This window comes from Herbaspirillum sp. NPDC101397 (assembly GCF_044767325.1).
Lineage (GTDB): Bacteria > Pseudomonadota > Gammaproteobacteria > Burkholderiales > Burkholderiaceae_D > Herbaspirillum.
In genome coordinates, this window is the sequence record NZ_JBIWNS010000001.1 from 770,728 (window position 1) to 791,007 (window position 20,280).

19 protein-coding genes are annotated in these 20,280 nt (G+C 62.1%); 7 read left to right on the forward strand and 12 right to left on the reverse strand.

Translation table 11 applies throughout. The annotated features are described in order from the left end of the window. Window positions 1-24 precede the first annotated feature (24 nt). The 4 genes from purT to ACIROW_RS03410 all read left to right on the forward strand — a co-directional run bounded on the left by purT (window position 25) and on the right by ACIROW_RS03410 (window position 5,818). A complete protein-coding gene (purT, locus tag ACIROW_RS03395) occupies window positions 25-1,236 on the forward strand; it encodes a formate-dependent phosphoribosylglycinamide formyltransferase (RefSeq protein WP_402271881.1) in 1,212 nt (403 codons plus the stop codon). A gap of 162 nt (window positions 1,237-1,398) precedes the next feature. Next, a complete protein-coding gene (gene nadB, locus ACIROW_RS03400; protein WP_402271883.1) occupies window positions 1,399-3,000 on the forward strand; it encodes an L-aspartate oxidase in 1,602 nt (533 codons plus the stop codon). A gap of 130 nt (window positions 3,001-3,130) precedes the next feature. After that, window positions 3,131-3,409 carry a putative quinol monooxygenase gene (locus ACIROW_RS03405; protein WP_402271886.1) on the forward strand — a complete coding sequence of 93 codons (279 nt, stop codon included), beginning with the start codon at window positions 3,131-3,133 and terminating at the stop codon, window positions 3,407-3,409. Window positions 3,410-3,574: 165 nt separating this feature from the next. Beyond that, a complete protein-coding gene (locus ACIROW_RS03410; protein ID WP_402272473.1) occupies window positions 3,575-5,818 on the forward strand; it encodes a patatin-like phospholipase family protein in 2,244 nt (747 codons plus the stop codon). Window positions 5,819-5,824: 6 nt separating this feature from the next. Here ACIROW_RS03410 and ACIROW_RS03415 read toward each other — a convergent pair whose 3' ends face one another. The 5 genes from ACIROW_RS03415 to ACIROW_RS03435 all read right to left on the reverse strand — a co-directional run bounded on the left by ACIROW_RS03415 (window position 5,825) and on the right by ACIROW_RS03435 (window position 11,799). After that, a complete protein-coding gene (locus ACIROW_RS03415; RefSeq protein WP_402271887.1) occupies window positions 5,825-6,634 on the reverse strand; it encodes an alpha/beta hydrolase in 810 nt (269 codons plus the stop codon). Beyond that, window positions 6,631-7,926, reverse strand: coding sequence for an MASE1 domain-containing protein (locus ACIROW_RS03420; RefSeq protein WP_402271888.1), 1,296 nt, complete (start codon window positions 7,924-7,926; stop codon window positions 6,631-6,633). Before ACIROW_RS03420 ends, ACIROW_RS03415 begins: the two co-directional genes overlap by 4 nt. A gap of 202 nt (window positions 7,927-8,128) precedes the next feature. Next, window positions 8,129-9,016, reverse strand: a complete 888-nt coding sequence (gene nadC, locus ACIROW_RS03425) for a carboxylating nicotinate-nucleotide diphosphorylase (RefSeq protein ID WP_402271889.1) — start codon at window positions 9,014-9,016, stop codon at window positions 8,129-8,131. Beyond that, window positions 9,013-10,152, reverse strand: a complete 1,140-nt coding sequence (gene nadA / locus ACIROW_RS03430) for a quinolinate synthase NadA (RefSeq protein WP_402271892.1) — start codon at window positions 10,150-10,152, stop codon at window positions 9,013-9,015. The genes nadC and nadA overlap by 4 nt, the downstream gene beginning before the upstream one ends. A gap of 48 nt (window positions 10,153-10,200) precedes the next feature. Then, complete coding sequence (locus tag ACIROW_RS03435) at window positions 10,201-11,799, reverse strand: ABC-F family ATPase (protein WP_402271894.1); 1,599 nt, start codon at window positions 11,797-11,799, stop codon at window positions 10,201-10,203. Between the two features lie 232 nt (window positions 11,800-12,031). On the opposite strand from ACIROW_RS03435, the gene ACIROW_RS03440 reads away from it, so the two are divergent. Beyond that, window positions 12,032-12,628, forward strand: a complete 597-nt coding sequence (locus ACIROW_RS03440; protein ID WP_402271897.1) for a DUF1439 domain-containing protein — start codon at window positions 12,032-12,034, stop codon at window positions 12,626-12,628. A gap of 8 nt (window positions 12,629-12,636) precedes the next feature. On the opposite strand, the gene ldcA is transcribed toward ACIROW_RS03440, so the two are convergent. The 5 genes from ldcA to ACIROW_RS03465 form a co-directional block, all read right to left on the reverse strand. Next, on the reverse strand, window positions 12,637-13,578 hold the full coding sequence (gene ldcA, locus ACIROW_RS03445; RefSeq protein ID WP_402271899.1) for a muramoyltetrapeptide carboxypeptidase: 942 nt from the start codon (window positions 13,576-13,578) through the stop codon (window positions 12,637-12,639). Further along, window positions 13,571-14,119 carry a tRNA adenosine(34) deaminase TadA gene (gene tadA / locus ACIROW_RS03450; protein ID WP_402271902.1) on the reverse strand — a complete coding sequence of 183 codons (549 nt, stop codon included), beginning with the start codon at window positions 14,117-14,119 and terminating at the stop codon, window positions 13,571-13,573. Before tadA ends, ldcA begins: the two co-directional genes overlap by 8 nt. A gap of 13 nt (window positions 14,120-14,132) precedes the next feature. Further along, window positions 14,133-14,579: a 6-carboxytetrahydropterin synthase QueD gene (gene queD, locus ACIROW_RS03455; protein ID WP_402271904.1), complete on the reverse strand. Its 447-nt coding sequence runs from the start codon at window positions 14,577-14,579 to the stop codon at window positions 14,133-14,135. A gap of 115 nt (window positions 14,580-14,694) precedes the next feature. Beyond that, window positions 14,695-15,330, reverse strand: a complete 636-nt coding sequence (gene queE / locus ACIROW_RS03460; protein ID WP_402271906.1) for a 7-carboxy-7-deazaguanine synthase — start codon at window positions 15,328-15,330, stop codon at window positions 14,695-14,697. A gap of 108 nt (window positions 15,331-15,438) precedes the next feature. Beyond that, window positions 15,439-16,032 carry a TetR/AcrR family transcriptional regulator gene (locus tag ACIROW_RS03465; protein ID WP_402271908.1) on the reverse strand — a complete coding sequence of 198 codons (594 nt, stop codon included), beginning with the start codon at window positions 16,030-16,032 and terminating at the stop codon, window positions 15,439-15,441. Window positions 16,033-16,177: 145 nt separating this feature from the next. On the opposite strand from ACIROW_RS03465, the gene ACIROW_RS03470 reads away from it, so the two are divergent. Continuing rightward, the gene (locus ACIROW_RS03470; RefSeq protein ID WP_402271910.1) at window positions 16,178-17,413 is read left to right on the forward strand and encodes a YbfB/YjiJ family MFS transporter; all 1,236 of its coding nucleotides are present in this window, start codon (window positions 16,178-16,180) and stop codon (window positions 17,411-17,413) included. On the opposite strand, the gene ACIROW_RS03475 is transcribed toward ACIROW_RS03470, so the two are convergent. Beyond that, complete coding sequence (locus ACIROW_RS03475; protein WP_402271912.1) at window positions 17,414-18,322, reverse strand: LysR family transcriptional regulator; 909 nt, start codon at window positions 18,320-18,322, stop codon at window positions 17,414-17,416. 138 nt (window positions 18,323-18,460) lie between these two features. On the opposite strand from ACIROW_RS03475, the gene ACIROW_RS03480 reads away from it, so the two are divergent. Further along, on the forward strand, window positions 18,461-19,678 hold the full coding sequence (locus ACIROW_RS03480; protein ID WP_402271914.1) for an MFS transporter: 1,218 nt from the start codon (window positions 18,461-18,463) through the stop codon (window positions 19,676-19,678). On the opposite strand, the gene ACIROW_RS03485 is transcribed toward ACIROW_RS03480, so the two are convergent. Then, window positions 19,668-20,276, reverse strand: coding sequence for a 2'-5' RNA ligase family protein (locus tag ACIROW_RS03485; RefSeq protein ID WP_402271917.1), 609 nt, complete (start codon window positions 20,274-20,276; stop codon window positions 19,668-19,670). The genes ACIROW_RS03480 and ACIROW_RS03485 overlap by 11 nt on opposite strands. Between the last annotated feature and the right edge of the window lie 4 nt (window positions 20,277-20,280).

A 20,280-nucleotide genomic window follows, 5' to 3' on the forward strand; every position in this document is an offset into this window, starting at 1 on the left:
ATCTTTCCTTTCTGCATTTATCCAATGAAGACTCCCGTTCGCCTCGGCACCCCGCTTTCTCCTTCCGCCACCAAAGTCATGCTGCTCGGTTCCGGCGAACTCGGCAAAGAAGTGATCATCGCCCTGCAGCGCCTGGGCGTGGAAGTGATTGCCGTGGACCGTTACGCCGATGCGCCAGGCCATCAGGTCGCGCACCGCTCACATGTCATCAACATGACCGACGGCGCCGCGCTGGCCGCGCTGATCGCTCAGGAACAACCCGACCTGGTCGTGCCTGAAATCGAAGCCATCGCCACCGAGACCCTGGTCGAGCTGGAAAAAGCCGGCAAGGCGCGCGTCATCCCGACCGCCCGCGCCGCCTGGCTGACCATGAACCGCGAAGGCATCCGCCGCCTGGCCGGTGAAACGCTGGGCCTGGCGACTTCGCCTTACCGTTTCGCCGACAGCCTGGAAGAGCTGAAGGCCGCCACCGAACAAATCGGTTTCCCGTGCGTGATCAAGCCGGTCATGTCGTCTTCGGGCAAGGGTCAGTCGAAGATCGACAGCGCCGCTGAAGTGGAAGCAGCCTGGAACTACGCTGCTGCCGGCGGCCGCGTCGACTCCGGTCGCGTGATCGTGGAAGGCTTCATCGATTTCGACTACGAAATTACGCTGCTGACCGTGCGCTCGCTCAACGAAAACGGCGACACCGTCACCAGCTTCTGCGATCCGATCGGCCACGTGCAGGTCAAGGGTGATTACGTCGAATCCTGGCAACCGCATCCCATGCATCCGGCCGCACTCGACAAGGCGCGCGACATCGCCCGCAAGGTCACTGAAAACCTCGGCGGCCTGGGCTTGTTCGGCGTCGAACTGTTCGTCAAGGGCGAGATGGTCTGGTTCTCGGAAGTCAGCCCGCGACCGCATGACACCGGCATGGTCACCATGGTCACCCAAGTCCAGAGCGAATTCGAATTGCACGCCAAGGCCATCCTCGGCCTGCCGGTCAACGTCGCGCTGCGCACGCCGGGCGCGTCCGCCGTGATCTACGGCCAGCATGACGCCAAGGCGATCGCCTTCGAAGGCGTGGCCGACGCACTGCGCATCCCGGGCGCCGACATCCGCCTGTTCGGCAAGCCGGAATCGTTTGAACGCCGCCGCATGGGCGTGGCCCTGGCCGCCGCCGACAACGTCAGCGACGCCCGCATCCGCGCCAAGCAAGCCGCCGCCAAGGTCAAGCCGGTCAAGACCTCCTGATCTGTTTCAGCTGCACCGCATCGCTGCCTTATCCGCGCAGCGATGCATGCCTTCCCTCGTTACACTCGTTTTACCCTCTCCCCCTCGTATTCCCCGCTGACCTGGCCTCACACGATTGCCGGATATAATCGTGCATTCCCTTCAACATCTTCGTCAGCCCTCATGAAATTCGATGTCGCCATCATCGGCAGCGGACTTGCCGGTTTGTCCGTCGCCCTGCACCTTGCCGAAAAGAAAAACGTGGTCGTAGTTTCCAAGGGCGAACTGCTCGACGGCGCCAGCAACTGGGCGCAGGGCGGCATCGCTGCGGTGCTCGACTCGGGCGACAGCCATGACCAGCATATCGACGACACGCTGATCGCCGGCGCCGGCCTGTGCGACGAAGCGTCCACGCGCTTCATCGTCGAGCACGGCCGCGAAGCGATCGAATGGCTGATCGAACAGGGCGTGCCCTTCACGCGCGACGCCAGCGCCGAACTGGGCTATCACCTGACCCGCGAAGGCGGCCACAGCCAGCGCCGCATCATCCACGCCGCCGACGCCACCGGCCATGCCGTGCAGGTAACGCTGGAACAACGTGTGCGCTCACATCCAAACATCACTTTGCTGGAACATCACTGCGCCATTGACGTCATCACCACGAAGAAGCTCGATCCCTCCGCCAAAGGCACGCCACGCTGCGTCGGCGTCTACGTGCAGGACATCAAGCAAGGCAAGGTCGTCACCATCGCCGCCGACCATACCGTGCTGGCCACCGGCGGCGCCGGCAAGGTCTACCTGTACACATCGAACCCGGACTCCGCCACCGGCGACGGCATCGCGATGGCGTCACGCGCCGGCTGCCGCGTGGCCAACATGGAGTTCATCCAGTTCCATCCGACTTGCCTGTACCACCCGTACGCCAAGTCTTTCCTGATCAGCGAGGCCCTGCGCGGGGAAGGCGCTCTGCTCAAGCTGCCTGCCTCGGCAGGCGTCGCTGCCGGCACGCGCTTCATGCCGGAACACGACGCGCGCGCCGAACTGGCGCCGCGCGATATCGTGGCGCGCAGCATCGACTTTGAAATGAAGAAGCGCGGCCTAGACCATGTCGACCTCGACATCAGCCACCAGCCGCCGGAGTTCATCAAGGAACATTTCCCGACCATCCAGGCGCGCTGCCTGGAGTTCGGCATCGACATCACCAAACAACCGATTCCGGTCGTGCCGGCGGCGCATTACACTTGCGGCGGCGTGGTCACGGACATGGCCGGCCGTACCGACCTGCCTGGGCTGTATGCCGTCGGCGAAACCGCCTACACCGGCCTGCACGGCGCCAACCGCCTGGCCAGCAACTCGTTGCTGGAATGCCTGGTGCTCGGCCGCGCCGCCGCACAATTCATTGAACAGCAGCCCACAGCGCCCGAGATCGCCTTGCCGGCCTGGGACGAGAGCCGCGTCACCAACGCCGATGAAGAAGTCGTGATCTCGCACAACTGGGACGAGCTGCGCCGCTTCATGTGGAATTACGTCAGCATCGTGCGCACCAACAAGCGTCTCGAGCGCGCGCAGCACCGTATCCGTTTGCTGCGGGAGGAGATCGACGAGTACTACGCCAATTTCCGCATCACCCGCGATCTGCTGGAGCTGCGCAACCTGGTCGAAGTCGCTTCGCTGATCGTCAATAGCGCATTGGCGCGCAAGGAAAGCCGCGGCCTGCATTACAGCCTCGACTATCCGGACACCCTGGCGAAAGCCTTGCCGACGGTTCTGTCGCCGCAAAAATGAGAAGTTGAGCGATTCGGTTCATAATGGCCGCAGGAACCGCCATGACAAGCAAAGACAAGCAACAACAAGCAACAACAAGCAACAACAAGATCGCTGCGTCATTGAATGCAACCTGCCCTGGGAGGAAACGATGAGCATTACACGTATCAACACATTCCGCGCGCTCGACGACAAGGTCGACGCGCTGAAGAAATTCCTGACCGCTCTGTTGCCGACCATCCGCGCCTCGTCCGGTTGCCAGTCCTGCCAGTTGCTGCAGGACCAGACCATCCCGGCACGCATGGTGATCATCGAAGTCTGGGACAGCATCGACGCCCATCATCAGTCGCTTCAGCATGTGCCACGCGAAAGCATTGATGAAGTGAAAACCATGCTGGCCTCACCGCCGGTCGGTGGCTATTACCAGTAAAAACTCGCTGGCGGTGTTGCTTCACCGGTGCATCCTTCGAGAATGAAGGCTGTCTGAAGGCGCTGCGTTGCGTTGCTTGTCCGGTACGGCCCGATTTACACTAGAGCCTTCGCCAATCTTCGCCCCTACATCGTGACACGCCCCGCCGACCTTCTCCCCCTTCGCGTGCTCTGCCTGCTGGCGGGAGTTGCCTTCCTCACCACTACCGCATCTGCGTCGGCGGCAGATACCGATCCTGGAATCGCCGCCAAGCCGCGCCCGCGCATCGGCCTGGTCCTGTCCGGCGGCGGCGCGCGCGGTTATGCGCATCTGGGCGTACTGCAATATCTGGAGAAGCTGCACGTGCCGGTCGACTACATCGCCGCGACCAGCATGGGCGCGCTGGTCGGTGGCCTGTACGCCACCGGGATTTCGGCCGAAGACCTGGAAAACCGGCTGTCGCAGACCAACCTCAGCGACATCGCCTTTGACCGCAATGAACGCGCCAAGCTGCCGCAATCGCAGCGTGAAGACGACTTCCAGTATCCGATCTCGATTGCCGCCGGTTACGACGACGGCAAGCTCAAGCTGGCGCCCGGCCTGGTGCAGGGAAACAATCTGCTGACCTTGTTGCAGAACTGGACGGCGCAGTTGCCGGCCAACATTTCCTTTGACCATCTGCCGATTCCGTTTCGCGCCGTCGCCACCGATCTTGGCAAGGGCACCGAAGTCATCCTTGAGCATGGCTCGTTGCCGCGCGCCATGCGCGCCAGCATGGCCGTGCCGGGTCTGTTCGCGCCCTATGCGATCGACGGCCGCACGCTGGTCGACGGCGGCCTGGTCAGCAACCTGCCGGTGCAGGAAGCGCGCGACATGGGCGCCGACGTCATCATCGCGGTCAACATCGCCACCCCCTTGCAGGACCCCGCCAATCTGCAATCACCCACCGCCGTCGCGCAGCAGATGGTGGGCATCCTGATCCAGCAAAACGTCAAGGCGCAGAAGGCCTTGCTCGGCAAGAGCGACGTGCTGATCGAACCGGAACTGACCGGCATGTCCTTCACCGACTTTGCGCGCGGCAAGGACGGGGTCAACGCGGGCTGGAATGCGGCGCAGACGCAGAGCGCCCGCCTCACCGAACTGTCGCTGCCGCCGGCCGCGTGGCAGGCTTATCTGGCTGCGCGCCAAAGCGGTCCGGCGCTGGCGCGGGACACCCGCGTCGATGCAATCGAAATCAAGACCACGGGACGAATTCCTGCCGCGTACGTGCGCAGCCGGCTCAGCGTGAAGGAAGGCGATGTCTACGACGCCGACAAGATCAACCAGCAATTGTCGCAACTGGCGACCAACGGCGACTTCAACGCGCTGACGCAGGAGATCGTCGAGAAAGACGGTCGCAATGTGCTGCTGATCGACGCCGAAGAAAAATCCTGGGGACCGCAATACCTGCTGTTCGGACTTGGCCTGTCAAACAACTTCAACGGTCGCGGCGGCGTCAACCTGCAGATCGGCCATCGCTATCCCTGGATCAACCAGAGCGGCCTCGAATGGCGCAACGACCTGGTGCTCGGCAACAACCGCGCCAGCCTGCACAGCGAACTGCGCCAGCCGGTGTTCGGCACCACTGGCATGTACCTGTCGCCGTATGTCGACTTGAACCGCCGCTACGTGGACATCTACCCCGACGGCAGCGACGGCAAGGCTTCGCCGTTGACGCAATACCGCATCGATACCTACACCGCCGGCGTCGACCTTGGCATGCCGCTGGCGCGGCTGGGCGAAGTGCGGCTGGGCGTCAACTATCAGCACAACAAATACACGCCGTCCTACAACCTGTCAGATCCGGCTTTCGGTTCGTTATACGGCACCGCGCAAAGCAACCAGCCGGTGGCGCGCGCACGATTGACCATCGATCAGCTCGACGATCCGCTGTTCCCGCGCAAGGGCTACTACCTGTTCGCCGAAGCACATCGCGGCTTCGGCAAGGACGACGATCGCTACAGCGACGCCCAGGTCAAGAGCCTGTGGGCCTTCAGCCACGATCGCAACACCGTCAACGTGGCGCTGGAAGCGGCCAGCAACCTGTCGTCCAACAGCGCGGGACCGGGCTTTTTCCTGGGTGGATTCCAGCGCTTGTCGGCGTATGCAGCCGACCAGTTCTATGGGAATTATCTGCTCTACAGCAGGCTGACCTACTTGCGCGATCTCAATGAATTCGCCGTACCGGGCTTGCGCAATCCGGTGCTCGGCACCAGCCTGGAAGCCGGCAACGTCTGGCAGTCGCGCAGCGCCATGGGCGACGGTCCGTACAAAAAGAGCATCAGCCTGTTCCTCGGCGGCAGCAGTCCGGTCGGGCCGCTGTACTTCGGCGCCGCGCTGGGCGACCAGGGCGTGTGGAACGTCTACCTGCAGCTCGGACGCGTGTTCTGATATGTCTCAGGCGGCCGTGCCACGCTGCCGGCGTACGCGCTCCGGCAGCGGCGGGAAGCCGAAGAATTCCAGTACGCTGTTGGCCACCTGGTCGCGGTCGTTGTCGACGCAGATCATGTGGTAGCTGTTCTCCAGCACCACGGTGCGCGCATCTGGAATCGCGGCCTGCAGGTATTCCGCCGAACGCAAACTGGTGAGCTCATCCTCCCGCGCATGGACGATCAGCGTCGGCGCCTTGATGTTCTTCGCGCCGGCAGTGGCCCAGCTGCGCAGGCGATCGACCTGGCGGATGCACGCCATCGGCACCCAGCGATAGTGGAAATTGTCGCCGCGCTCGAATTTGGCCTTGACGACGGCACGCACCAGCGTGTTTTTGATACCGTAAGGCTCGCCCTCTTCCACCTTCATGCGCGAGGCGACGCCCGGGATCAGATAGAACAGTCTGCGCAAATTGGCATACCAGGGCGTCGACCAGCCATCGATGTAGATCGGCGGCGCCAGCGTGACGAGCTTGCCCTGTTTCGCCGTATGCCCGACCCGCTCGCACAGAATCAGCGCCAGCAATGACCCCATGCACATGCCCATGACATGCAATTGCTCGTACTGCGGCTGCAATTCGCGATACTGCGCGACGAGCAGGTCTATCCATTGCTCGGCCCGGATCGGAATCAGATCCTCCGGCCTGGTCCCATGTCCGGGCAAGGTAACGGCATGAGTATCGGCGCCGGCTTTTTGCAGGATTTTGTGCATCGAGCCCAAATCGTATTGCGTGCCGCCCAAGCCGTGAATCATGATGACGCCAACGCGGGCTGTCATTTTTCGCCCCGGCCCTGGGCGAGATCTGCACCGTTGAAATGCCAGGTGCCGGCGACCATCACGAGGCTACCGTCGGGATCGCGCAAACTGCGGCTCATGTCGATCGCGCCGATGATTTTTCCGTCAGCCAGCAGCAAGCGGAACGGCATGTCCTCGCGCACTTCTTCGCTGTCGCCGCCCTCTTCTTCCAGCCAACGCTGACGCAAGCGATGCTGATCCAGGGGGTGCACCAGCTTCAATACCTGATCCAGGGTTGCAAGTTTGTTCGGCGAAAGACCAAGCAAACTTTGTACGTCGCCGCTCCAGGCGAGGGTCTTCTTGTCGGGATCGATGCTGTACACGAGTTGCCGACTCACGGTCAGCGCCAGCTCGACATTGCTCTTCCAGCGCGCGACGTCGTCATGCAGTTGCTCGCGCGTGGTCTTCAATGCGCTGATCAGCAACGACAGCAGCGACGCCACCGCCAGATAGATCTGCAACTCAAGCAGAGCATTGCTGGAGTTCAGCCGGACCAGTTCGACGAACGGTCCGCGTCCCAGCGAATTGTAGACGAACGCCATCAGGGACAAGACCGCGACCGACAAGGCGCCGCCGCGACCGCCCCACAACAGGGCGACCAGCGCGATGAAAAACAGCGGCAGATACGTCGTTGAAAAATCGATGTCGAAAACGATGCGGTCAAGCTCGCTGTCGAACGCAAGATAAGCGGTCGCAATGACGGCGATGAAGGACGCCAGGCCCAGCAGGAATTCGGTGCGCGCAATCCCGCCCGAACGCGTGGCCCGGAACTGCGACCAGCTCGCCAGCACCGGCGTCATGATCAGGATGCCGACCAGGTCTGACAGCGCCCACACGCGCAACGTTGGCCAGAATGGCGTACCCTGCGTCGCAGCGAACCAGGCCGCCCCAAACAGGCCGCTGACGACGCTGGCACCGACCCCGACCATCAGCAGGCCGCGAACGAAAAAGAGTCCTTCCATCGGGAAAGGCGCGCGCCTGACCAACCACACCGCCACCGCTGCGACGCCGATTTCATCCAGGCAGAACAAAGCCATGCGCCAGAGTTCGCGATGCTCCAGCCAACCCAGAAGAATCTGCGCGGCGAACAACAACACCAGCAATGGAAACCAGCGCGCGGTCGGTGTCAACAACAAGGCACTGACGGTGATCCCGGCCGGTAGCCAGATGTAGCCGGTGGCGACGAAGGAGCCGTTCAACGCGTGCGAGACGAAGCCGAACACGAAATACAGTGCGGCCCATAGCAACGGTGCGACGAGATTGTTTGATTTCACGTTGGATCCCCTGAAGATGGCCTGCCGGTGCGGGCAGATGTGCGGCGGTTCAATTGCCTTTTCTCACGCCCGGTGCAATGGCGCATTTTATCAGCGCCCGCAGCAAGCGCAGCCGCAAAACGACACAACCCGCATGCCATGAAAGTCATGCGGGTTGTGTCGAAAGAAAGAAGAAAGCCGGTTCAGCCGACCTCAGCCAACCTCAGCCGATGATCCGCAGCGAATAGTCGATCGCCTGCAGATCCTTGGTGAGGCTGCCCACCGAAATGCGGTCCACGCCGGTCTCGGCAATGGCGCGGACCGTATCCATGTTGATGCCGCCGGATGCTTCCAGTACAGCGCGACGCGCATTGATCATGACGCCTTCGCGCATCATGTCCAGCGTGAAGTTGTCAAGCAGGATCGAGGTGGCGCCTGCGGCCAATGCTTCCCCGAGCTCATCAATGCTTTCGACTTCGACCTGAATGCTGACGCCGGCATTGAGCTTGATCGCCGCCGTCACGGCAGCAGTGATGCCGCCGGCTGCGGCGATATGGTTTTCCTTGATGAGGATGCCGTCATACAGCGCCAGGCGCTGGTTCATGCCGCCGCCGACGCGGACCGCGTACTTCTGCGCCAGACGCAGGCCCGGCAAGGTCTTGCGGGTGTCGAGAATGCGCGCGCGGGTATCACGGATCAGGTCAACGTAGCGATGGGTGGCGGTCGCCACGCCGGACAGCAATTGCAGGAAATTCAAGGCACCGCGTTCCGCCGTCAGCAAGGCCCGCGCCGGACCTTCGATGCGGCAGACTTCGGCATCGGTCTGCATCAGGTCGCCTTCGCCGAACTTCCAGTCCACGCGCAGGCGCGGATCGAGCCGCGCCATGACGGCTTCAAACCACGGCGCACCGCACAGCACGGCTTGTTCGCGCACAATGACGCGCGCCTTGACGTGTTCGTTCTCCGGCACCAGTTTGCCGGTGTGGTCGCCGTTGCCGACGTCTTCGGCAATCGCCAGGTTGACATTGGCGTCGAAGGCGGCCGACAAGGCCGGATCGAAAGGTGCAAACGGGTTGCGCAGATTGCTGGTGCTGCTGACGGTGAGACTCATGCTGGGCCGATTCCTGCAAACAGTGTTTGTTCGTTTTCCAATGCGCCGGTCGGGCGCACATTGGCTTTTTTCTGCGCCGCGAAATCCAGCATGCGGTCGATGCAGACCACGGCCTTCCTGCCGATGGCAGGATCGACGTGGATTTCGTTGCTGCCGGTTTCCAGCACGTGCAGCAGATTCTGCAAACCGTTCATGGCCATCCACGGGCAATGTGCGCAGCTCTTGCAGGTGGCGCTGTTGCCGGCGGTCGGCGCGTCGATGAAGATCTTGCCGGGCGCGGCGGCGCGCATCTTGTGCAGGATGCCGTTGTCGGTGGCGACGATGAATTCCTTGGCGTCCGACGATTGCACTGCGGCGATCAGTTGCGAGGTCGAGCCGATCACATCGGCCTGCGCGACCACGCCTTCGGGCGACTCCGGATGCACCAGGATCAGGGCCTCGGGATGTTCCTTGCGCAACAGTTCCAGTTCGACGCCCTTGAACTCGTCGTGCACCAGGCAGGAACCCTGCCACAGCAGCATGTCGGCGCCGGTCTGCTTTTGAATATAGCCGCCCAGATGCTTGTCGGGCGCCCACAGGATTTTTTTGCCTTGCGCATGCAGGTGCTTGACGATGTCGAGGCCGATCGACGAGGTCACCATCCAGTCGGCGCGCGCCTTGACGGCGGCGCTGGTATTGGCGTACACGACTACGGTGCGGTCCGGATGGGCGTCGCAGAAGGCGTTGAATTCGTCGCTCGGACAGCCGAGGTCGAGCGAACAGGTGGCGTCCAGATCGGGCATCAGGATGCGCTTCTCCGGGCTCAGGATCTTGGCGGTTTCGCCCATGAAGCGCACGCCGGCGACGACCAGCGTCTGTGCGGCATGGTCACGGCCGAAGCGCGCCATCTCGAGTGAGTCGGAGACGCAGCCGCCGGTTTCCTCGGCGAGGTCTTGGAGGTCGCCGTCGACGTAATAGTGCGCGACGAGCACGGCCTGTTTTTCCTTCAGCAGCTGTTTGATGCGCGCCTTCAATACCTGGCGTTCATCGGCCGTCGGCGTGGCCGGGACCTTGGCCCACGCGTTGGCTGTGCAGCTGCTGCCTGTCTCCATCTGTGGTCGTTCAAACTCGACGACCTTCATTGCGGTTGCTTGCATGGCTTGGACGATAAAAAGGCGATCGAAAAATCGATCGCCTGAAAAAAGTTATTCGATGCCCTGGCTGGACAGATAGTCTTCGTAGCTGCCACGGAAGTCGACGATTTCGTTCTCCTTCACTTCCAGAATGCGCGTGGCCAGCGACGAAACAAATTCACGGTCGTGCGACACGAAGATCAGCGTGCCGGCATACTTTTCAAGTGCGATATTGAGCGATTCGATCGACTCCATATCCATGTGATTGGTCGGTTCATCCATCAGCAGGACGTTGTGGCGACCGAGCATCAGCTTGCCGTACATCATGCGGCCCTTCTCGCCGCCGGACAGCACCTGCACCGACTTCTTGACGTCGTCGCCGGAGAACAGCAGGCGGCCGAGGATCGAGCGCACTGCCTGGTCGTCGTCGCCTTCCTGGGTCCATTGACCCATCCAGTCGGTCAGGATTTCACCCTTGGCGAATTCTTCGGTCGGATCCTGCGGCATGTAGCCGACGTTGGCATTTTCCGCCCACTTGACCAGGCCGCTGTCGGGTTGCAGGCCGGCGACATCGCCGCCGATACAGCGCAACAGCGTGGTCTTGCCGACGCCGTTGGCGCCGATGATGGCGATCTTTTCGCCGGCTTCAACCATGATGTTGAAGTTCTTGAAAATCGGACGATCGTAGGTCTTGCTGATGCTTTGCGTTTCCACCGCCAGGCGATGCAGCTTCTTCTCGCCGTCGAAACGCACGAAAGGATTGGCGCGACTGGACGGCTTGATGTCTTCGACCTTGATTTTGTCGATCTGCTTGGCGCGCGACGTCGCCTGGCGCGCCTTGGATTTGTTGGCCGAGAAACGGCGCACGAAGTCTTGCAATTCCGCGACCTTTTCCTTGGCCTTGGCATTGACCGACAGTTGCTGCGCACGCGCTTGCGAGGACGCCAGCATGTATTCGTCGTAGTTGCCCGGATAGACCTTCAGCGTGCCGTAGTCCATGTCGGCCATGTGCGTACAGACCTGGTTCAGGAAGTGGCGATCATGGGAAATGATGATCATGGTGGAATTGCGCTCGTTGAGCATGTCTTCCAGCCAGCGGATGGTGTTGATGTCGAGGTTATTGGTCGGTTCGTCGAGCAGCAGGATGTCCGGATTCGAGAACAGCGCCTGCGCCAGCAAGACACGCAGCTTCCAGCCCGGCGCGACGTTGCTCATCGGACCCTGGTGCTGTTCGATCGCCACGCCCACGCCCAACAGCAGCTCACCGGCGCGCGCTTCGGCAGTGTAGCCGTCGTACTCGGCGAACTTGGCTTCCAGGTCGGCGGCCTTCATGTAGTCGTCGTCGGTGGCGTCCGGATTGGCGTAAATCGCGTCGCGCTCGGCCATCGCCGCCCACATTTCGGTGTGGCCCATCATGACTACGTCCAGCACGCGCATTTCTTCGTAGGCGAACTGATCCTGGCGCAATTTACCGAGGCGTTCGTTGGTGTCCAAGCTGACGTTGCCGGCCGACGGCTCGAGATCGCCACCGAGGATTTTCATGAACGTCGACTTGCCGCAGCCGTTGGCGCCGATCAGACCGTAGCGGTTGCCGTCGCCGAATTTGACCGAAATGTTTTCAAACAGCGGCTTGGGGCCGAACTGCATCGTGATGTTTGCCGTGGATAACACTGAAAAAAGCCCTTACGTATTTAGATAATGCTGAGGAGTTGCCCGACAAGTTGCCGGAAAACAAACTAACCCGGGAAGTCGAATGAGGTCAGGTGTAAACACGTGATTTTACCATTGCAGGCCAAGTCCGGCGTGACTGCTCCCCGAGGCGGGGGAAATTCCGAGGCCAATCGCTTTGAATTATTTGCCCGGCAACGGTTCCAACCGCTTTGCCCGATGACAGGAAAGACAGATGATCAAAACGACAACATCCGTATTCAACAAGCGCTGGCGCACTCTGGCAGGCGCGGCGCTGCTGGCCTGCGGCGCATTGGCGGCGGCCGGTGCCAGCCAGGCGGCGTACAACATCTGGACCAACGAATACACCGTGCCGAAGAAAGACCTGCAATCGGCCATCGCCACCCAGTTCCCGCGCAAGCTGCGCTACATGGACATGTTCGACGTCAACCTGAGCAATCCGCGCCTGGCGCTCAATCCCGACAGCAATCGCCTCACCACCGTAGTCGACGCCCAGATCGACAACAAACTGCTGATGAATAAACCCGTTAACGGCACGCTGTCCATGAGCAGCGCACTCAGGTACGACGCCGCCTCGCGTTCGGTGCGGCTGGATTCGCCCGCGGTGGAAAAAGTCGACATCGCCGGCGTGCCGGCGCAATATGCGCCGCAACTCAACGCCATCGGCAACGCCGCGGCGGAACAGGTGCTCAAGGATTACCCGCTCTACACCTTCAAGCCGGAACAACTGGAAATGAACGGCAAGCGTTTCGAACCGGGCGCCATTACGGTGCTCAGCGATGGCGTCAAGGTCGAGATCAAGCCTTTGTAGGCTCTATCTCAGGACAGGATCGGATAGCCGCTGAGACGCAGCGAGAAGCCGGAGGCGTCCGACTCCAACTCGGCATGCGCGCCGACCGGCAGGCTCACGCGGTCGGCGATATGGCCGAACGGCAGACCGGTCAGCAGCGGCGCCGACAAATGCTGGCGCGCATAGCCCAGCATCTGCTCGAAGTTGTAGCCGTTGTCGTAGTCGGACAAGCGGTAATTTGAGAAATCCCCCAGCAACACCGCCTTCTGGCGCGCCAGCACGCCGGCGTGTTCCAGTTGCAGCAGCATGCGTTCGACGCGATACGGATGCTCGTTGACGTCTTCCACGAACAGGATGCCGCCGTCGATCTGCGGAAAATACGGCGTGCCGAGCAAATGTACGACCATCGCCAGATTGCCGCCCCATAGCTTGCCCGCTACCTTCAGCGCAGGATTGCCCGCCTCTTCCACTGCAATGGTCTGTGTCGGTTGCGTGAGGGTGCGCCAGAAACTGTTCATCGTCATCGTGCTCGGAGTCTCGGCGCCGAAATCGCCGCACAGCATCGGCCCGGCGATGCCACCGGCGCCGGTCTGTGCCAGCAAGGCCAGATGCAAGGCGGTGATGTCGCTGTAGCCGACGAACAACTTGCCGCTGGCGGCCAGCGCTTCATAGTTCAGCACCGGCAGGATGCGCGACATGCCGTAGGCGCCGCGCAATGCAATGACCACCTGCACCTCGGGATCGGCCGCCGCCTGCTGGATGTGGGCCGCACGGCCGGCATCGGTGGCGCCGAAACGCTGGTGCCGCGCCGCGTGATCGTAGTAGCTCTTGACCTTGCAGCCTTGTGCTTCCAGCAAGGCGATGCCGCGTCCGACCGCAGCCTCGTCGGGCGCATAGCCGCCGGGGGCGACGATGGCGACGCAGGTGCCGGCCGGCACGTGGATCTCGGGAGCGAGCAAGGTCTCAGTCATTGGCTTCTTCGTCGATTGATTGGGCATTGGCATGCGCGTGGGCGATTGCCTGGCGCTGCAGTCTTTCCTGTTTCAGCTGTTCGCGTCGTTCCGAAAAAAAACTCTTCAGCATCTGTCCGCAGGCCTCCGCCATCACGCCGCCGACCAGTTCAGTATGGTGGTTCAGTTGCTCCTGCGCAAACAGGTTGACCACCGAACCGCAGGCGCCGGTCTTGGGATCGGTTGCACCGTAGACCACGCGCGCCAGGCGTGCATGCATCATGGCGCCGGCGCACATCACGCAAGGTTCCAGCGTGACATACAGTTCGCATCCGGGCAAACGGTAATTGCCGAGAATCTCGGCCGCCGCGCGCAAGGCCATGATCTCGGCATGCGCAGTCGGGTCATGCTTGCCGATGGGCTGGTTATAGCCGGTGGCGATGACTTCGCCGTCCTTGACCACCACCGCGCCGACCGGCACTTCGCCGAGGTCCCAGGCGTGCTGCGCCTGCACGAGCGCAAGCTGCATGTGCTCAGGTGAGGCCATGAACGTGTCGGTCATGATCGCTGGCGCCTCAATCGGCGGTGATTTCGGCCCAGCAATTGGGCGTTTCGTGCAGCACCAGTTTCTGCAGATGCAGGCCGGTGCCGTAGGCGTCCTTGTAGGCCGCGTTGAGGATGTCGAAGGCGGTGCGCGCCAGGTTTTCCACGGTCGGGATGCGGTCGATCACGACCGTCTTGTGGTCCGGCAGGCTGGCCAGGAAGTCGCGCACCGGCATGTCTTTTTCATAGACCAGGAAGGCGTGATCCCAGACATCGACCAAATGCTGCTTGGCCAGCGTCTTGATGTCGGAGAAGTCCATGATCATGCCGTTATCGGAACTGCCCTCGACTTCGATGACCTTGCCGACCAAGGTGATTTCCAGCGTGTAGCGATGGCCGTGCAGGTTGCGGCACTGGCTCTTGTGGTCGGGGATGCGATGACCTGCATCGAATTCGAGTTTACGGGTGATGGTCAGCATGAACGCCTTACGGATTGGATACGGATTAAATACGGATTGAAAATAGAAATGGATTGTAAACAAACGCGCGCCCGGCAATAGGGGCGCAAGCCGATAACCGATATATCGCAGTTGCTTACGGTATCTGCAGCAGCTTATGCGTCTGAATGCTCAGCTTCCACTTTGGATTATTCTTGACCAGCTCGATCGCCATTTTGGTATTGCGCGCGGCGTCGGGTCCGTCCATCGGCTGCAGCAGGAAATGCGCGAAATCCAGCTTCTCATAGTCGGCCAGAACCTGCGCCTGCTGCGGAATCACGACCTTCAGCTCGCTGCCTTTGAATACCTTCAGCTCGGAGCCCATCTTGGGGCTGACGCAAATCCAGTCGACGCCCGGCGGCACCGGAATCGTGCCGTTGGTTTCGATGGCGATCTCGAAGCCGACCGCATGCATGCTGGCGATCAGCGCTTCGTCGAGTTGCAGCAGCGGTTCGCCGCCGGTGAACACGACGTACTTGCTGGCAGCGTAAGTCTCCGGCCAGAGATCGTTGATGGTCTGCGCCAGCGCATCGCTGGTCTTGAACTTGCCGCCGCCCTCGCCGTCGGTGCCGACAAAATCGGTATCGCAAAACTGGCAAATCGCCTTGCTGCGGTCTTCTTCGCGGCCGGTCCACAGGTTGCAGCCGCTGAAACGGCAAAACACCGCCGGACGACCGGCGTGCGTGCCCTCGCCTTGCAAGGTATAGAAAATTTCTTTGATGCTGTAAGTCACGATGATAGGAAGCTGGCGGCGGCGTGTGCGCCGCGGGTTTCGGAGCCGTGCTTGCAGGCTTGCGCCTCGCGTTGTCCGTAAGTCGGCATTATAGCTTGTCTGGCGTTGCTACCTGTCGCGGGCGGCGGAGCCCAGCAACAAGCTCACCAGCATTTCCGCCGTCTCCAGCAAACGCGCCTTGTCGCGATACACCCGCTCCATGACCACCAATCCGCGCGTAAAGGTGGCGATCAGGCGCGCGGCCTCCTCCGGCGTGGTCATCAGCCTGGCGGCATCGCCCGGACGCCGGAAGCGTTCCAGCAACACCTCCTCCAATTTGTCGACCAGTTTTTTCAGCACCAGCCGTATCGGCTCCTCGATCACTTCGCCGCTCAATGCCGTCTTGCTGCTCAGGCAGCCGCGCGTCGGCGCTCCGGCCGTCATGGAATCGATGACAAAGGCAAAAAATCCACTCAGGGCCTCGGCCATGTCCTGCCGATCCAGGGTCTGGACAACGCCCTCGATGAACCTGTCCATGTACAGGTCGAACACTTTCAGGAACAAGGCGTCTTTGCCCTGATAGGCGTTGTACAACGAGCCGCGCTGCACGCCGGTTACCGCGGCCAGCTCCTGCATGGTGGTTTCGGCGTAGCCCCTTTGCCAGAACAGGCCCAGGGCCTTGTCCAGTACTGCTTCTTCATCGAACTGCCGGACTCCGGCCATGCTCTTCTCCATTAATCGGTAGATGATGCACGAGAGTAGATCATCATTGACACAACTGTCAATGATGATTACGATGCGCATTATTGACATATGTGTCAAACATAATTTCGCACAATATTCTGCTTGCCTTGAAGGAACATCGCGCATGTCCACCGACGTCACCGCCCCAGCCACCGCAGTCGCCAGCCGTTCAGCCGTATGGCGTCACATTCTTGCCGGCCTGTGCGCCAGTCTCGTCAGCATCGGGCTGGCGCGCTTTTCTTACACGCCGCTGATTCCACCGCTGATCCAGGCGCACTGGTTTTCCGCTGCGGACATCGTCTATCTCGGCGCCGCCAACCTGGCTGGCTACCTGCTCGGTGCGCTGCTGGGTCGGCCGATCGCGCGCAAGCTGTCGAACGTCGCCACGCTGCGGCTGATGATGGTGCTGGTGACGCTGTCGTTTCTGGCCTGCGCCGTGCCGCTGTCGGTGGCGTGGTTCTTCGGCTGGCGACTGGTGTCGGGCATCGCCGGCGGCGCCATCATGGTGCTGGTGGCTGCGACCATCCTGCCGCACGTGCCGCCGGAGCGCCGCGGGTCGGCCAGCGGCGCGATCTTTCTGGGGCTGGGATTGGGTATCGCCGGTTCAGGAACACTGGTGCCGCTGCTGCTCAATCTCGGACTCTGGCAAACCTGGTTCGGACTTGGCGTCGTCTCGGCTGTGCTGACAGCGGCCAGCTGGTTTGCCTGGCCGCCGGCAAACGCACCGATCGCGGCCGCCGTCACCGCACATGCGGAGACGGCGGCATCAGCCGCGCCGCCATCGTCATCCGGCGTTGGCCTGTTGTATGCACAATATGCGCTGATGGCCGTCGGCCTGGTGCCGGCCATGGTGTTCTTCGTCGACTTCATTGCGCGCGGCCTCGGCGCCGGCGCGCATCAGGGATCGCTGTTCTGGATTCTGTACGGCGTGGGAGCGATCTTTGGTCCGCCGGTCTATGGCTTGCTGGCCGACCGCATCGGTGCGCGGCTGACCATGCGCTACGTATTGCTGGTCCAGTTGCTGGCGGTCGCGGGCCTGTGCAGCACCGACAACCATCTCTATCTCGCCCTGCTGACCTTGCTGATAGGCGCCTTCCCGCCCGGCATCGTGCCGCTGATGCTGGCGCGCGTACGGGAAGTCGTCACCGGCCATGCCCACGCAGAGCGGCAAAACGTCGTCTGGGGACGCGCCACAACGATCTTTGCGGCGTTCCAGGCGGTTGCCGGCTACAGCTATTCGGCCATCTTCAATGCCAGCGGCGGTAGCCATCGCCTGCTTTTCATGATCGGCGGCATTGCGATCGCCATTGCACTCGCGGCCGATCTCGGCCTGCCGTTGCTGCAACGCCGGCGCACCTGATTATTCAGCAAGGAGTCGTTCAGTGCGCACGCGCAAACGCGGCGTCACGAAATCCAGAAAGGCCCGCAGCTTCAACGGCAGCGGCGCCTGTCCCGTATGCACCAGGCTGACAGGCAACGGCGCCGATTCGAACGCCTCCAGCACCACGCGCAGCGCCTGCTCACGCACCGCGTCCGCGACCTGATAGGACAACACGCGGATCAGCCCGACGCCCACCGTTGCAGCCGCGATGGCCGCCTCTGCCGTGTTGACCGTGAACCGCGATTGCACCGGTACCGACAACTCGGATTTGCCGCTTCCGAATACCCAGGCGCGCATGGACGCAAGGACTTCAAATGTGACACAGGCATGCCCGGCAAGATCCTGCGGCCGGGCCGGCACGCCACGTGCCGCCAGATAAGCCGGGCTGGCGCAGATCACGCGTCGCACGGTCCCGACACGCGTGGCCATGAGCATGCTGTCGGGCAGCTCGCCGATTCGTATCGCCGCGTCGGCATGTTCATCCATCAAATGCACGACACGATCGGTGAGCATCAGGTTGACGCTGATCTCGGGATACTGTGCCAGAAATTCCGCCACTACCGGCACCACATGCAAGCGTCCGAACGCCACCGGCGCCGTGACCAGCAGCTCGCCTTTGGGCGAAGCGTACTCGCCCGTCGCGGCGCGCTCGGCCTCGCCGATTTCTTCCAGGATGCGTCGGCAGGCGGCCACATAGGAGATGCCAGCCTCCGTCAGCGAGAGCTGCCGCGTCGAGCGATGGAGCAAGCGCGTCTTCAGATGCGTCTCCAGTTCCGCCAGCTTGCGGCTGACCGTGGCCAGCGGCATGTCGAGGACACGCGCGGCAGCCGACAAGCTGCCCGCATCAACGACGGCGATCAGGATGGCCATGGAATCGAGACGGTTCATGTGCAATTACCAAATTCTGGAAGGATGATTCCCAATCTTAGGTAATTATCTTTATAAATGCAAACAAGTAAGCTACGGCATCAGCCTGCGGAACGTGGCATTCCGCCGCCCTCCACAGGCCTGTCGAAGGAGAACGCCGTGAACGATCAGCCAACCACATCCATCAATCCCCCATTGCCCACCACTGTATCGCGCGGCAAGATCCTCATGATGGCGATCATCGCTGGCGCGGTGATCACCAACATCTACTGCACCCAGCCCATCCTGCCCTTGATTGCCTCCGACATGCACGTCGACGTGGCAACAGTCGATCTCGTGGCCGGCTCGGCGCTGCTCGGTTTCGCCGTCGGACTGGCTTTGCTGCTACCGCTGGGTGACCGCTTCGACCGCCGCAAGTTGGTACTGGGCCAGATCATCGGCGCGTTCATTTTCGCCAGTGCAGCGGCATTGGCGCCCGGCATCTGGGCGCTGATCGCAGCCTCGTTCGGACTGGGCATCGTCAGTTGCGTACCCCAGCAACTGGTGCCTTTCGCCGCCGTCATGTCACTGCCGAAGGATCGCGGACGCGCAGTCGGGACAGTAGTCAGCGGCATCATGGTCGGCATCCTGCTGGGCCGCACCATCAGCGGCGTGGTCGGATCAGCCTATGGCTGGCGTGCGGTGTATGGCGTGGAAGCCGCGTTCATGATTCCCGTGTGGGTCGCCGCTGCGATGCTGTTGCCGCGCGGCGTGCCGAGCACCAATCTGTCTTATGGACGCCTGCTGGCATCGCTGTGGCCGCTGGCGCGCGACCATCGTCCGATTCGCGAATCGATGATGGTGCAGGCCTTGCTGTGGGCTTGCTTCAATGCTTTCTGGGTCAATCTGGCGGCGCTACTGGCGAACGGTCCGTGGCACATGGGCAGCGCCTGGGCCGGCGGCTTCGGCATCATCGGCGCAGCCGGCGCGCTGGCCGCCTCGCTCGGCGGACGCGCCACCGACAGGCTTGGACCGCGCAGCGTGGTTGCCGCCAGCATCGGCATCGTGACGGCGGCCTTCCTGCTGCTGGCCGGCGCTGAGACCTCGCTGGTGTTGCTGGTGATCGGGGTCATCGTGCTCGATATTGGCGTGCAGTCGGGCCTGGTGTCCAACCAGACCCGCGCCTTCGCCGTCGATCCGAAAGCGCAAGGTCGCATCAATAGCCTGTACATGACCGCCACCTTCTCAGGCGGCGCCCTCGGCGTGATGATCAGCGGCTGGCTGATGGCGCGCTACGGCTGGAGCGGCATCGTGGTCTTCGGTATCGTGCTGGGATTGATCGCAGGGCTGGTGCACTGGAGCGGCGGATCGCGCCGGGCGGAGGAGCTCAGCCGTTGAGCGGCCACACGCGCAACACTTCGTGCCGCGACATTCCGATATGGCTTTTGACGAGTGCGAACTCGGCAATCCGGAATCCGATGGGATCGATGGCAGCACGTTCCACACGGTTGCGCGGATCATAGCCGAGGGTCATGTGCGGTTCATAGGAGCGTTGCGGCGTAAAGCCATGCTCGGCCATCGCACAACCAAGCGCCGTGCGTAGCTCGCGCACGGCGTCGAGCCCGTCGCTTCCGAGCAGCACGAACGGCCCGCTGGGTGCAGAGAAAGTCACGGCGGCGTCGAAACGCGCATCAATGGCAGGAAAACGAACTGCATCGGCTGCGCGGCACGCCGCCTCCACCACGCGCTCGTCGCTGTCGTGCCCGACCAGTTCGAGCGTGATATGCAGCCGCTCCGCCCCGACACGTTTGCCGGTGACGCCATGAGACGTCATTAATTGTTCGGCAAACGCATCAAGACGGGCTGCATCCGCGACCGCCGGACGCAAAGCGAAGAACCAGGTGTGCTGCGGTGCCGCGGCTGACGGGCGCGGACGGGATGGACGCGGACGCGCTACAGGTGCCGGTACCTCTCCAAACAGATCCTGTTCAGCCATGGCT